General features: G+C 72.5%; 12 protein-coding genes and 1 pseudogene. 5 read left to right on the top strand and 8 right to left on the bottom strand.

Annotated features, from left to right (window positions below; translation table 11 throughout):
- The 3 genes and pseudogenes from DVA66_RS09170 to DVA66_RS09160 all read right to left on the bottom strand — a co-directional run.
- Positions 1–735: pseudogene (locus DVA66_RS09170) on the bottom strand (ABC antibiotics transporter); the annotation flags it as partial.
- A gap of 186 nt (positions 736–921) precedes the next feature.
- Positions 922–1,881, bottom strand: coding sequence for an ABC transporter ATP-binding protein (locus tag DVA66_RS09165; RefSeq protein ID WP_114559810.1), 960 nt, complete (start codon positions 1,879–1,881; stop codon positions 922–924).
- A gap of 45 nt (positions 1,882–1,926) precedes the next feature.
- A complete protein-coding gene (locus DVA66_RS09160) occupies positions 1,927–3,372 on the bottom strand; it encodes a GuaB1 family IMP dehydrogenase-related protein (protein WP_114559809.1) in 1,446 nt (481 codons plus the stop codon).
- Between the two features lie 87 nt (positions 3,373–3,459).
- On the opposite strand from DVA66_RS09160, the gene DVA66_RS09155 reads away from it, so the two are divergent.
- From DVA66_RS09155 to DVA66_RS09145, 3 genes are all read left to right on the top strand, one after another.
- A complete protein-coding gene (locus DVA66_RS09155; RefSeq protein ID WP_114559808.1) occupies positions 3,460–4,251 on the top strand; it encodes a GAF and ANTAR domain-containing protein in 792 nt (263 codons plus the stop codon).
- A gap of 180 nt (positions 4,252–4,431) precedes the next feature.
- Complete coding sequence (locus DVA66_RS09150) at positions 4,432–5,559, top strand: fatty acid desaturase family protein (RefSeq protein WP_114559807.1); 1,128 nt, start codon at positions 4,432–4,434, stop codon at positions 5,557–5,559.
- 32 nt (positions 5,560–5,591) lie between these two features.
- A complete protein-coding gene (locus DVA66_RS09145) occupies positions 5,592–6,614 on the top strand; it encodes a glutathione S-transferase family protein (protein ID WP_114559806.1) in 1,023 nt (340 codons plus the stop codon).
- A 150-nt stretch (positions 6,615–6,764) separates the two neighbouring features.
- Here DVA66_RS09145 and DVA66_RS09140 read toward each other — a convergent pair whose 3' ends face one another.
- The 5 genes from DVA66_RS09140 to ctaE all read right to left on the bottom strand — a co-directional run bounded on the left by DVA66_RS09140 (position 6,765) and on the right by ctaE (position 11,666).
- The gene (locus DVA66_RS09140) at positions 6,765–7,088 is read right to left on the bottom strand and encodes a tetratricopeptide repeat protein (protein ID WP_114127485.1); all 324 of its coding nucleotides are present in this window, start codon (positions 7,086–7,088) and stop codon (positions 6,765–6,767) included.
- A gap of 183 nt (positions 7,089–7,271) precedes the next feature.
- The gene (gene qcrB / locus DVA66_RS09135) at positions 7,272–8,984 is read right to left on the bottom strand and encodes a cytochrome bc1 complex cytochrome b subunit (protein ID WP_114559805.1); all 1,713 of its coding nucleotides are present in this window, start codon (positions 8,982–8,984) and stop codon (positions 7,272–7,274) included.
- Positions 8,984–10,063, bottom strand: a complete 1,080-nt coding sequence (gene qcrA / locus DVA66_RS09130) for a cytochrome bc1 complex Rieske iron-sulfur subunit (protein ID WP_114559812.1) — start codon at positions 10,061–10,063, stop codon at positions 8,984–8,986. Before qcrA ends, qcrB begins: the two co-directional genes overlap by 1 nt.
- Before the next feature lie 20 nt (positions 10,064–10,083).
- The gene (gene qcrC, locus DVA66_RS09125) at positions 10,084–10,881 is read right to left on the bottom strand and encodes a cytochrome bc1 complex diheme cytochrome c subunit (protein WP_114559804.1); all 798 of its coding nucleotides are present in this window, start codon (positions 10,879–10,881) and stop codon (positions 10,084–10,086) included.
- A gap of 68 nt (positions 10,882–10,949) precedes the next feature.
- Positions 10,950–11,666 carry an aa3-type cytochrome oxidase subunit III gene (ctaE, locus tag DVA66_RS09120; RefSeq protein ID WP_456297810.1) on the bottom strand — a complete coding sequence of 239 codons (717 nt, stop codon included), beginning with the start codon at positions 11,664–11,666 and terminating at the stop codon, positions 10,950–10,952.
- A 189-nt stretch (positions 11,667–11,855) separates the two neighbouring features.
- Between ctaE and DVA66_RS09115 the strand changes: the two genes are divergently transcribed.
- Positions 11,856–12,314 carry a hypothetical protein gene (locus DVA66_RS09115; RefSeq protein WP_114559803.1) on the top strand — a complete coding sequence of 153 codons (459 nt, stop codon included), beginning with the start codon at positions 11,856–11,858 and terminating at the stop codon, positions 12,312–12,314.
- Positions 12,311–13,322, top strand: a 1,012-nt coding sequence (gene trpD / locus DVA66_RS09110) for an anthranilate phosphoribosyltransferase (protein WP_114559802.1), incomplete at its 3' end; no start/stop codon positions are given. The genes DVA66_RS09115 and trpD, both read left to right, overlap by 4 nt.

Below are 13,322 nucleotides of genomic sequence, written 5' to 3'. Positions count from 1 at the left end.
GCAGGCCACGGTCGTCCCGCGCTGGGTGCGGACCACCAGTCCGAGCGGCGTGCCGAGACGGCGAGACGCGGAGGCGGGCCCGCGCCCGGGCGCCAGCAGCGACGTGCCCAGCTCGCGCCGGGCCTCGACCGCGACGGCCGTCCCGACCAGGGCCAGCGCCAGCAGCGGGTAGCCCAGCAGCAGCGCCGGGCGTGGCTCGCCGAAGCCGTCGGCCTGCTGCACCCACCCGAGCGGGGACAGCAGGCTCGGCCAGGCGCTGTCCACCCGCAGGAGGTCGTCCGAGGGCGTCCCACAGGCGTCGCCCAGCCCCCGGAGCAGGTACGCCGCACCGACCACAGCCGCCGCGGCGGCACCCGCACCGCGGGCGGTGGGCATCGCCTGGGCCGCGAGCAGGCCCACCCCGGTGAAGACCGACCCGATGCCCCACGCACCGGCGCCGGCGACGACGGTTCCTGCCGGGTCCAGCCCGGCCAGCAGCCCGGACACGGTGAGCGCGGCTCCCACGGCCAGGGCCGCCAGCACCCCCGCGAGGGCGGTCGCCAGGATCGGCAGCCGGCGGTCGACCGGGGCGCCGCCGACCAGCTCGCTGCGCCCGGCCTCCTCCTCGGCCCGGGTGTGCCGCACCGCCGTCGTCGTGCCGAGGACACCGGCCATCACCCCGGTGAAGCTGGAGACGCTGAACATCAGCACGCTGCCCAGGCCGTCGCCCTGCGGCGCACCGCGCAGGAACAGCACCCCCCGGGTTGGTGACGGCCAGCACCACCAGCTCGCGACGTGCCTGCGCGTCCAGCGCCTGCCCGAGCAGCGCGGCCACCCCGCCCCACAGGAAGGCGAAGCACAGCACCCAGGCCAGCAGCGTCCAGCGGTCGCATCGCAGCCGGTGCCCGACCAGCAACCGCAGTGCGCGACCGGTGCCGGTGCTCATCCCCGGGCCGCCGGCCGGCGGCGGCGCGAACGGCTGGCGTGCCGGGGCGGCTCGTCCTGGCCGTCCAGCGCGTGCCGCAACCTGCCGTCACCGGCGGCGCCGTAGTGGCGGAGGAACAGCTCCTCCAGGCTGGGCGGGGAGACCGTGAGGTTGTCAGCCCGCTGGTTGGCCAGCCACGCCAGCACCTGTGGCAGCTGCTCGGTGCCCACGCTGAACGTGGTGCGTCCGCCCCGCTGCTCGAGGTCGTCCACGGCGAGCCCGGGCCGCTGCGCGCCGGTGTAGGAGACCCGGGTGGCGCCCAGGTGCCGCAGCTCGGCCAAGCTGCCGCTGTCGACCACCCGGCCGTCTCGGACGATGGTGACCCGGTCGCAGAGCTGCTCGACCTCGGCCAGCAGGTGGCTCGACAGCAGCACGGTGGCGCCGCCCTCGGCCACTCGGCGCACCTCCTCGGCGAAGAACCGCTCCATCAGGGGGTCAAGGCCGCTGGTCGGCTCGTCCAGCACGTAGAGGTCGGCGGGGGTGGCGAAGGCGGCGACCAGGGCCACCTTCTGCCTGTTGCCCTTGCTGTAGGTCCGGCACCGCTTGCGGGGGTCGAGCTGGAAGGCCTCCAGCAGCCGCTCGCGGCCGCCGCCCTCGCCGCCGCGGAGCCGGGTCAGCAGGTCGACCGCCTCACCGCCGGTCAGCTGCGGCCACAGGGTGACGTCGCCGGGGACGTAGGCCAGCCGGCGGTGCACCTCCACGCTGTCGCGCCAGGGGTCGAGCCCGAGCACCGTGACCCGTCCGCCGTCGGCGCGCCAGTGCCCGAGCAGCACCCGTAGCGTGGTGGACTTGCCGGCTCCGTTGGGACCGAGGAGGCCGTGCACCTCCCCGGGGCGCACCTCCAGGTCGAGCCCGTCCAGTGCCTGCACAGGGCCGAGCCGTTTGACCAGGCCCTCGGTGACGACGACCGCGTCCACGAGGCCACGGTAGCGCCGGGACGGCGCGGCCGCGGGCCGGGCGGCTCACCAGCTGGAGTGGACCGGGCGTCCCTCCTCGTAGCCCGAGCTGGACTGGACGCCGACCACGGCCAGCTCGGCGAACTCGGTGAGGTCGCGGGCGCCGGCGTAGGTGCAGCTGGAGCGGACGCCGGAGGTGATGAAGTCGAGCAGGTCCTCCACGCCCGGGCGGTCGGGGTCGAGGTACATCCGGGAGGAGGAGATCCCCTCCTCGAAGAGCGCGGCCCGGGCCCGCTCGTAGCCCGAGGAGTCCTTCGTGCGGTTGCGCACGGCGCGGGCCGAGGCCATCCCGAACGACTCCTTGTAGCTGCGGCCGGAGGCGTCGGTGAGCAGGTCGCCGGTGCTCTCGTGGGTGCCGGCGAACCAGGAGCCGATCATCACCGAACCGGCCCCGGCAGCCAGGGCGAGGGCGATGTCGCGGGGGTGCTTGACGCCGCCGTCGGCCCAGACGGCCCGGCCCTCGGCGCGGGCCGCCTCGGCGCACTCCAGCACCGCGCTGAACTGCGGACGGCCGACGCCGGTCTGCATCCGGGTGGTGCACATCGCGCCCGGGCCGACGCCCACCTTGACGATGTCGGCCCCGGCGGCGACCAGGTCGCGGGTGCCCACGGCGGTCACCACGTTGCCCGCCACCACCGGCACCCGGCGCTCGGGACGGGCGTCGCGGGCGGCGGTGACCGCGGCCAGCGCCTTGACCATCTTCTCCTGGTGCCCGTGGGCGGTGTCGACCACCAGCAGGTCGGCCCCGGCGTCCAGCAGCCGCTCCGCCCGGCCGGCGACGTCGCCGTTGATGCCGACCGCGACCCCGACCTGCAGCCGCCCGGAGGGGTCGGTGGCGGGGGTGTACAGGCCGGCGCGGAGGGCACCGCGTGGGGTCATCACGCCGACCAGCCGGCCGTCGTCGTCGACGGCCACCGCGACGTCCTGGTGGCTGCTGGTGAGCAGCTCGAAGATCTCGCGCGGGGTGGTGCTGGTGGGGACGGTGACCAGGTCGGTGCCCATCACCTCGTGGGCCTGGGCGAAGCGGTCCCTGCCGGCGGCCTCACCGGGACGCACCACGCCCACCGGTCGGCCGTCCTCGACCACCACGGCCAGCCCGTGGGCGCGCTTGGGGATCAGGCTGAGGGTCTCCCCGACGGTGGTGTGCGGGGTGACGCGGACCGGGGTGTCGAACACGACGTGGGCGGCCTTGACCCGGGCGATGGCCTCACCGACCACGTCGGTGGGCAGGTCCTGGGGGATGATCGCGACCGCGCCGCGCCGGGCCACGGTCTCGGCCATCCGCCGACCCGACACCGCGGTCATGTTGGCGACCACCAGCGGCAGCGGGGTGGCGGCGCCGTCGGTGCTGGTGAGGTCGACGTCGTGGCGGGAGGTGACCGCGGAGCGGTTCGGCACCATGAAGACGTCGTTGTAGGTCAGGTCGTGGACCGGCGGTGTGAGGAATCGCACCGGCCCAGCCTAGTCCCGCCGGAGGGTGGTGCCGCTCGTCCTAGGCTTGGGGCGAGCACCCCGCCGGGGTCGCACTGGAGGGGAGCGATGAGCGCGAATCGACCGGAGACCCTCACCGTGGCACCGTCGCCGCGGTCGGAGCGCCTGGTGGGCACCAGCGACGACCTGGACGACCTCCGCGTCGGCCTGGACGCCCTGTCCGGGCTGGCCATGGGACGGCTGAGCCTCACCGACACCCTCACCGCCGTCGCGACCTTCGCCGTGCAGGCGGTGCCCGGTGCCGACGGGGCTGGCCTGACCCTGCGCGAGGACGAGCGTGCCGACGTCGTGGTGGCCACCTCCTCTTTCGTGGCCGAGGTCGACGCGGTGCAGCGGGAGTTCGGCCAGGGGCCGTGCCTGACGGCGCTGACCGAGGGCCGCGTGGTGCGCTCGGGCTCGCTCGGCAACGACGAGGAGTGGCGCCGGTTCGGGTCCAAGGTGGCCCGGATGGGCGTGCACAGCGTCCTGGCGCTGCCGCTGCAGACGGCCGAGGGTGCGGTGGGGGTGCTGGACGTGTACGCCCACGCCAAGCACGCCTTCGACGAGCGCGCGGCCCACCTCGGCCGGTTGTTCGCGGTGCCGGCGTCCATCGCGGTGCAGAACGCGCGGGAGCTCGCCCGGGCCACCCGGTCGGTCGAGCAGCTGGAACGGGCGCTGGAGGAGCGCGGCAGCCTGGAGCGGGCGGTCGGCATCCTCATGAGCCGCAGCGGGTGCACCCGCGAGGAAGGGCTGGAGCGGTTGCGCCAGCTGAGCCAGGACCAGCACGCCAAGCTGACGACCGTGGCGGACTCGATCGTGGATGAGGCGGTGCGTCGGGCCCGGGCGAGGCGCTCGCCCTGAGTCCACGACCGACCTCCCCGCCGGGTTTTCCTCAGGCGCCACCGGGTACGGTCAAGGTGTTGCTCACCCAGCCGGCCTGGGAGCTGGGGGACCGTTGACCCGTTCGCCGTCCTCCCTCCTGTCTTCCACGACAGCCGCCCAGACACCTTCCCGGGACCGCCCGAACAGATCGGATCCCTCATGACCTCGACCCTCGTCGACGCCCCTCCGCCGCGCGAGCGCGGCACCGCCAGCGACTTCACCGCGCTGACCCGCCGCGTCCGCGACGCCGGCCTGATGCGCCGCCGCTACGGCTACTACTGGACCAAGCTGATCGGGTCCGTCGTGCTGCTGGCGGCCTGGACCGTCGGTTTCGTCTGGATCGGCGAGAGCTGGTGGCAGCTGGCCAACGCGGCCGTGCTGGCCGTGCTGATGACCCAGATCGCCTTCCTCGGCCACGATGCCGCGCACCGCCAGATCTTCGCCTCGGGACGCTGGAACGACTGGACCAGCCTGGTGGTGGCCAACCTGCTGGTGGGGATGAGCTACGGCTGGTGGCAGAGCAAGCACACCCGGCACCACTCCGGGCCCAACAAGGTCGGTACAGACCCCGACATCGACCTCGCCGCGGTGGCCTTCACCCCCGAGCGGGCCCACCGGCACCAGCACCCGGTCTGGCGCTGGCTGATGGCCCGTCAGGGCTGGTACTTCTTCCCGTTGCTGCTGCTGGAGGGGCTCTCCATGCACGTCGACGGCATCCAGCGGGTGGTCAGCCGCCGGCCGGTGCCCCGCCGCTGGGTGGAGATCAGCTTCCTCGTCCTGCGGCTGGGTGGTCTGGTGACCCTGCTGCTGCTCGTGCTGCCGCCGGGAATGGCCGCGGCCTTCCTCGGGGTGCAGCTGGCGGTCTTCGGGCTCTACATGGGCTCGGCCTTCGCGCCGAACCACGTCGGTATGCCGCTGGTCTCGCCGAAGCTGCGGCTGGACTTCCTGCGCCGGCAGGTGCTGGTGAGCCGCAACATCTCCGGCGGCCGCTGGATGTCGGTGCTGATGGGTGGGCTGAATCTCCAGATCGAGCACCACCTCTTCCCCTCGATGTCGCGGCCCTCGCTGCGCAAGGTGAAGGCGATGGTGGTCGAGCACTGCACGGCGGTGGGGGTGCCCTACACCGAGATGTCGCTGTGGAAGGCCTATGGGCAGGTGGTCGACCACCTCAACACCGTGGGTCTGAAGAACCGCGACCCGTTCCTGTGCCCGCTGGTGGCCGTCCGGCGGACACCGTCGATGGCCGAGGGGCAGCCCGCGTTCGCGCTGGCGCGGACCCGGGACTGAGCCGCACGCACGGCGAACCTAGACTCGCCGACATGGCTGACTCCGAGCAGGGGACCTACGTGAAGACCGGCGAGGAGTTCGTGCGCGACACGAACTACGTGACGACCAGGATCACCCGCGACGGCGCCGACGGGTTCACTCCCGCGGCCGGCCGCTACCGACTGGTGGTGGCCCGGGCCTGCCCCTGGGCGAACCGGGCGGTGATCGTGCGCCGGCTGCTGGGGCTGGAGGAGGCCATCTCGATGGGGATGTGCGGGCCGACCCACGACGCCCGCAGCTGGACCTTCGACCTCGACCCGGGCGGGCGCGACCCGGTGCTGGGCTACGAGCGGCTGCAGGAGGCCTACTTCGCCCTCGACCCGGACTACCCCAAGGGCATCACGGTGCCGGCCATCGTCGACACCACCACCGGCAAGCTGGTCACCAACGACTACCCGCAGATGACCCTCGACCTCTCCACCGAGTGGACCGACTTCCACCGCGAGGGCGCTCCCGACCTCTACCGCGAGGCGCTGAGGGACGAGATCGACGCGATGGCCCAGGCCAACTTCACCGAGGTCAACAACGGCGTCTACCGGTGCGGGTTCGCCGGCTCGCAGGAGGCCTACGACAAGGCCTACCGGCGGCTGTTCACCCGGCTGGACGAGCTCGAGGAGCACCTCAGCACCCGTCGCTACCTGGTGGGGGACACCATCACCGAGGCCGACGTCCGGCTGTTCACCACGCTGGCCCGCTTCGACGCGGTCTACCACGGGCACTTCAAGTGCAACCGGGCCAAGCTCATCGAGTTCCCGGCGCTGTGGGCCTACACCCGCGACCTGTTCCAGACGCCCGGGTTCGGCGACACCACGGACTTCCCGCAGATCAAGGAGCACTACTACGTGGTGCACACCCAGATCAACCCGACCCAGATCGTCCCGCAGGGTCCGGACGTCCGGGGCTTCCTGACGCCGCACGGGCGCGAGCAGCTGGGCGGGCGTCCCTTCGGCGACGGCACCCCGCCCGGTCCGCCGCCGGAGGCCGAGCGCGTCCCCGCGGGGCACGGGGCGGACTGAGACGATGCAGCCCGGGTCCGGTGCGGAGTGCACCGGACCCGGGCTGTGGCGTCCTCGGAGCCGTCGTCAGGCGAGCTCTACGCCCGTCTCGCCGTCAGGCGAGCTCTACGCCCGTCTCGCCGTCAGGCGAGCTCTACGCCCGTCTCGCCGTCAGGCGAGCTCTACGCCCATCGCCTCGGCCAGCCGGCGGTGGGTGGCGGCCTCGTCGGGGCGGCCGAGCCGCTCCAGCGTGCGCACCATCATCAGCCGGGCGTAGGGCTCGGTCGGGTCCTGGGCGAGGATCGTCTCCAGCTCGCGACGGGCCGGCTCGAGCAGCGCGGCGTGGAAGTAGGCGCGGGCGCTGAGCAGCCGGGCGCTGAGGTTCTCCGGGTGCTGGTCCAGGACCGGTCCCAGGGCGTCGGCAGCGCCCCGGTAGTCGCGCTCGGCGAACCGCCGCTCGGCCATCGCCACCCGCACCGGGGTCAGGTCGTCCATCTCGCTCTCCTCCCATCTGGTGCGCGACGTCGCCGCCGCCCGGAGCACCGGCGAGCGGCCCGCTCGGCACCGTGTCGGCCTGCGACAACACCGACCGGTGCGCCGCTGTTCCACGGGTGAGGAGCAGCAGCCCACCCCGGCGGACCGGGGTGGGCTGCGCTGCTCATGCTGCCTGCGGCGGGCTCAGTCGCGGCTGCTGGTCAGCTCGCGGGACTCGCGTCCGGCGACCTCGTGACCGTTGCCGTCCCCGTCGTGACCGTCACCGTCGTGGCCGTCGTGCCCGTGGTGCGCGGCGGCCTCCAGCTCGGCCCGCGTCGGCTTCGACATGTTGTCGCCGTAGAACCATCGACGGGCCTGCAGCTGGCGCTTGGAGACGCCCTCCTCGGGCAGCGAGGGGTACTCGTTGTGGTGGGTGAGGGTGTAGGCCTCGCCCTGCGAGATCGGCCGGTGGTCCTCGGAGTAGCCACCGACGGGGGAGCGCTGGATCACGCCGGACTCGCTGCCGTGCAGCAGCCGCTCCTGGTCGGTGCGCTGCAGGGCGATGCAGATCCGCTTGGTGATGATGAACGCCAGCACCGGGCCGATGAAGACCGCCCACCGCAGCACCACCGAGATGGTGTTGAGGGAGAGGTTGAACATCACCGCGATGATGTCGTTGCCGCCGCCGATCATGAAGAGGCTGAAGCAGACGATGCCGGCCACGCCGAAGGCGGTGCGGGTGGCGTTGGCGCGCGGGCGCTCCAGCACGTGGTGCTCCCGCTTGTCGCCCGTCAGCCAGGCCTCCACCCAGGGGTAGACGCCGAGCAGCACGAACAGCAGTGTCAGCAGGCCGACACCGGGCAGGAAGATGTTCCAGGACCAGGTGGTGCCGCCGATGTGCCACTCCCACCCCGGCATGATCCGGATGGCGCCCTCGACCCAGCCCATGTACCAGTCCGGCTGCGAGCCGGCGGTGACCTGGGACGGGTTGTAGGGACCGTAGGTCCACAGCGGGTTGATCTGCATCGTCGCGCCCATCAGCACGGTGACGCCGAAGACGATGAAGAAGAAGCCGCCGGCCTTGGCCATGTAGATCGGGTAGAGCGGGTAGCCCACGACGTTCTTGTCGGTGCGCCCGGGGCCCGGGTACTGGGTGTGCTTGTGGTAGACGAGCAGCGCCATGTGCGCGGCGATCAGACCCAGCAGGATGCCCGGGATCAGCAGGATGTGGGCCATGTAGAGCCGGCTGATGATGAGGTCACCGGGGAACTCGCCGTTGAAGACGAAGAACTCCGCCCAGGTGCCGATCACCGGGATCGAGCGGATCAGGCCGTCCACGAAGCGCAGGCCGGTGCCGGACAGCAGGTCGTCGGGCAGCGAGTACCCGGCGAAGCCCTCGATCAGGCCCAGCGAGAGCAGGGCGACACCGATCACCCAGTTGATCTCACGCGGCTTGCGGAAGGCGCCGGTGAAGAAGACGCGCAGCATGTGGGCGAACATCGCGGCCACGAACAGCATCGCCGACCAGTGGTGGACCTGCCGCATCAGCAGACCGCCACGGATGTCGAAGGAGATGTCGAGGGTGGAGGCGAAGGCCTCCGAGACGGCCACGCCGCGCAGCAGCTGGTAGCTGCCCTCGTACTCGATCTCGGCCATCGACGGCTTGTACCACAGGGTGAGGAAGACGCCGGTGAGCAGCAGGATGATGAAGCTGTACAGGGCGATCTCGCCCAGCAGGAAGGACCAGTGGTCGGGGAAGACCTTGCGCAGGAAGTACTTCCCGAGACCGGCGGCGCCGGTGCGCTCGTCGGCCCACGCGGTGGGGCCGGCCAGCCTCTTGAGCACCGGGCCGGGGACGCGCTCGGGCTCGGTGGGAGGAACGGTGCGTTCCTCCGACAACGCTGCTGGCTTGGCCATCAGGCGTCTCCGTCCTCGTAGTCGTTGCGGGAGTCGCGCTCGAAGTAGCTCGGCCCGACCGGCACCGGGAAGTCGCTGGTGGCGATCAGGTACCCCTCGGCGTCGGTGCTGATCGGCAGCTGGGGCAGCGAGCGCGCGGCCGGGCCGAAGACGACGACGCCGGAGTTGCCGAGGTCGAAGGTGGACTGGTGGCAGGGGCACAGCAGGTGGTGGGTCTGCTGCTCCCACAGCGAGATCGGGCAACCGACGTGGGTGCAGATCTTGGAGTAGGACAGGATCCCGTTGACGTGCCAGCTCGAGCGCGACTCGGGGATGGTGATGGAGTTCGGGTCCATCCGGACGACGATGATCGCCGCCTTGGCACGCTCCACCTGCAGGTGGTGGCCGTGGAACTCCTGGAGGTTCTCCGGCTCGGCGTTGACCAGCTGGCCGATCTCCATGTCGGCGGCCAGGATCGGCTCGTAGGTGACGTCGTTGACCAGTCGGACGCCCTCGCCCCAGATGGTCCGCTCGATGGTCTCCGCGCGCACCCGCGCGGTGGGCCACGGGCCGAGGTCGGCGAGCAGCACGGCCGCCGGGGCCACCAGGATGCCGAGCGCCCCGAGCAGGCTGCGCCCGATGAGCTTGCGGCGGCCGAGGTTGGTCTCCTGCAGGCCCTGGTAGACGATGTCGATCGCCGCGGTGCGGGTCTCGGCGGAGGAGGCGGCGGTGTGGCGCTCCTCGGTGCGCTCGGTGTCGTCCATCAGCAGCCGGGCCCACTGCACCGCACCCACGCCGACCAGCAGGATGGCCAGACCCAGGGTGAGCCCGAGCAGCAGGTGCTGGGCCATGTAGTGGTTGGAGCCGACGTCGATGAAGACGTTCTCGGGGACGGCGAAGTAGATCACCACGAAGGCGATCGCGAGCACCGGGACGAGGGCGAAGCAGCCCACCACGAAGGTGTAGGCGGAGCGGCCGGCGTCCGGGTCGGCGTCGGTCCAGCGGGGCGGCTCGTGCTCGACGCCGGGGTTGTCGACGGGGAAGCGCTCGTCGTCCGAACGCGTCGTCCCGGCGGAGGTGCGGGTGTCGCGGACCGAGATGTCGGACCCTCCGGTGTGGCTCACTTGCGCGCTCCCTTCGAGGCGATCCAGACGGCGAAGAGGCACAGCCCGCCGATGCCCACGATCCAGGCCCACAGACCTTCGGAGACCGGGCCGAGGCCGCCGAGGGTCAGACCGCCGGTGGGCTCCTCCTCCAGCGACTGCAGGTAGGCGATCATCATCCGGACGTTCTCGTCGGTGATGACCTCCTCGGAGAAGACCGGCATCTGCTGGGGGCCGGTGCGCAGCGCCTCCCAGATGTGCTTGGGGGTGACGCCCTCGAGCGCCGGGGCGTACTTGCCGTTGGGCAGGGCGCCGCCGCTGCCGGCGAAGTTGTGGCAGGCCGAGCAGTTGGTGCGGAAGAGCTCGCCGCCCTCGGCGATCTGCTCGGCGGTCAGGCCCTCGGGGTCGTACTGGGCCTCGGTGGGGATCTCCGGGCCGGGGCCGAGGCTGGCGACGTAGGCCGCCATCGCGTCGATCTCCTCGCGGGAGTAGATGTTCTCCTTCTGCGGGGCCTGCTCCACCGGGGCGGCCAGCGGCATCCGGCCGGTCTCGACCTGGAAGTCCACCGACGCCGCGCCGACGCCGACCAGGCTCGGGCCCTCGCTGCTGCCCTCACCGTTCAGCCCGTGGCAGGAGGAGCAGTTGACCGCGAACAGCGCCCGGCCCTCCTCCACCTGGGTGGACGTGCCGGCGTCGGCGGAGGACCGCTCGTCCGGCACGGCGACGGTGTACAGCGCGCCGGTCAGGAACAGCGCGGCCACCAGCAGCAGCGGACGCACGGCGCGGTGCCGCCTCCGGGAGGAAAGGAACTTCACGGGCCAACCTCTCTGGTCTTGCACATGATTCGGAGCGGGACGCCCAGACGGATGCGCGCGTCTACTACTCATTGTAGGAAGTAGATCACGCCGAAGAGCAGGATCCACACCACGTCGACGAAGTGCCAGTAGTAGGACACCGCGACGGCCGCCGTGGCCTGCTCGTGGGTGAACGTGCGGGCCAGGTAGGTACGGCCCAGCAGGAAGAGGAAGGCGATGAGGCCGCCGGTCACGTGCAGGCCGTGGAAGCCGGTGGCGAGGTAGAAGACCGAGCCGTACACGTCGGAGGACAGGGTCACGCCCTCGCTGAAGAGGGTGGCGTACTCGTAGACCTGGCCGCCGATGAAGAAGGCGCCCATGGCGAAGGTGAGGAAGAACCACTCACGCAGACCCCAGGAGGCGACGTTCCACAGCGGCCCGGTCCGCTTGACCCGGGTGTTGCCGTGCTCGACGGCGTTGACGCCCAGCTGGCAGGTGACCGAGGAGAGCACCAGCACGATGGTGTTGGCCAGCGCGAACGGCACGTTCAGCAGGCTGGTGCCGTGCTCCCACAAGGTGGTCTCCACACCGGCCGCGGCCGCCTGGGCGTCGGTGACGCTGCGGGTGGTGAAGTAGGCGGCGAAGAGGCCGCCGAAGAACAGCAGCTCCGAGGCCAGCCAGATGATGGTGCCGACGGCCACGGTGTCCGGACGACCCGGGATCCCCGACATCCGCGAGCGTGCGATCGGGTGCAGGCTCCCGTGCGGGACGCCGGCGGCGGTCGTGGGGTCAGTCGTCGTTGCCACGGGGTCATTATGGTCACATCCGCCCCCCGCTGCCACGCGGGGAAGCACCCGGCAGGTGTGCGGCGACCCGGGGCGGTCGGCCGCCCGGGCCGGGGCCGGCCCGCTCCGGCACGGCGCCGGGACCGGCAGCGGGCGGGGGCACTAGCATGCCGAGCACCAGCAGGCGCCCCAGCACATGTGAGGAACCTCATGTCCGACGAGCACGTCACCGCGGCCGAGCACGAGGCGGCCACCCCGCTGCGGGTGGTGGTCTACTCCGACGACCGCACCACCCGTGAGCAGGTGCGGCTGGCGCTGGGACGCCGGATCGCCGCCGACCTGCCCCCGGTGCACGTGGTCGAGGTCGCCACCGCGCGGGCGCTGCTCGACGTGATGGACGCCGGCGGCGTCGCGGTCGGCGTCCTCGACGGCGAGGCGAGCCCCGCCGGTGGGATCGGGATGGCCCGCCAGCTCAAGGACGAGGTGCAGCAGTGCCCGCCGCTGCTGGTGCTGGTCGCCCGGCAGCAGGACGCCTGGCTGGCCACCTGGTCGCACGCCGAGGCGGCGCTGGCCTACCCGCTGGACCCCGTGCGGCTGCCGGAGGTGGTGGCCGACCTGGTCCGCACCGGCCGCACGTCGGCGCCGAGCGCGGGCGCGTCGCGGTCGTGACCGCTGCACCGTCGCCCGCCCTCACCTGGCCGGACGTCCTCACCTCGCTCACCCGCGGTCACGACCTCGACCCGGAGCGGGCGCGGTGGGCGATGACCGAGATCCTCACCGGGCAGGCCACCACCATCCAGATCGCCGGGTTCGCGGTGGCGCTGCGGACCAAGGGGGAGACGGTCGAGGAGCTGTCCGGGCTGGCCGAGGCGATGCTCGAGCAGGCCACCCCGGTGCCGCTGACCGGCCCGCTGGTCGACGTCGTGGGCAGCGGTGGGGACCGGGCCAACACCGTCAACATCTCGACCATGGCCGCGCTGGTGGCCGGGGCCGCAGGCGCGCCGGTGGCCAAGCACGGCAACCGCAGCGCCAGCTCGGCCTGCGGCACCGCCGACGTGCTGGAGGAGCTCGGGGTGGTGCTCACCCTCTCCCCGGAGCAGCAGCTGGAGGTGATGGCCGAGGTCGGCATCGTCTTCCTCTTCGCCCCCCGCTACCACCCGGCGCTGCGGCACGCCTCGGAGGCACGCAGCGGGCTGGCCGTCCCCACCACGTTCAACTTCCTGGGCCCGCTGGCCCACCCGGCCAGGCCCTCGGCCCAGGCGGTCGGGGTGGCCGACGTGCGGATGGCCGGGCTGACCGCCGGGGTGCTGGCCGGACGTGGCGTCTCCGCGGTGGTCTTCCACGGCTCCGACGGGCTGGACGAGCTGACCACCACCACCGACTCCCGGGTCTGGCTGGTGCGTTCGGGGCAGGTGCGCGAGACCCGGCTCGACCCGGCCGAGCTCGGGCTGCCGCGCGCGGAGCTGGGCGACCTGGTCGGCGGGGACGCAACGGTCAACGCCGCCGTGGTGCGCCGGCTGCTCGAGGGCGCGACCGGCCCGGTGCGCGACATCGTGCTGCTCAACGCCGCGGCCACGCTGCTCGCCGCCGAGGGGCCCGACCTGGACCGTCCGGTCGCCGACCAGCTGGCCCCGCTGCTGGGACGGGCCGCCGAGGCGGTCGACAGCGGTCGCGCGG

It is taken from the genome of Desertihabitans aurantiacus, assembly GCF_003344635.1.
Classification (GTDB): Bacteria; Actinomycetota; Actinomycetes; order Propionibacteriales; family Propionibacteriaceae; genus Desertihabitans; species Desertihabitans aurantiacus.
This window is presented reverse-complemented; position numbering and strand designations above follow the sequence as displayed.

Coding starts and splice junctions, on each gene's coding strand:
- DVA66_RS09155 (WP_114559808.1), top strand. CDS start 3,460: ATGAGCGCGAATCGACCGGAGACCCTCACCGTGGCACCGTCGCCGCGG.
- DVA66_RS09150 (WP_114559807.1), top strand. CDS start 4,432: ATGACCTCGACCCTCGTCGACGCCCCTCCGCCGCGCGAGCGCGGCACC.
- DVA66_RS09145 (WP_114559806.1), top strand. CDS start 5,592: ATGGCTGACTCCGAGCAGGGGACCTACGTGAAGACCGGCGAGGAGTTC.
- DVA66_RS09140 (WP_114127485.1), bottom strand. CDS start 7,088: ATGGACGACCTGACCCCGGTGCGGGTGGCGATGGCCGAGCGGCGGTTC.
- qcrB (WP_114559805.1), bottom strand. CDS start 8,984: ATGGCCAAGCCAGCAGCGTTGTCGGAGGAACGCACCGTTCCTCCCACC.
- DVA66_RS09115 (WP_114559803.1), top strand. CDS start 11,856: ATGTCCGACGAGCACGTCACCGCGGCCGAGCACGAGGCGGCCACCCCG.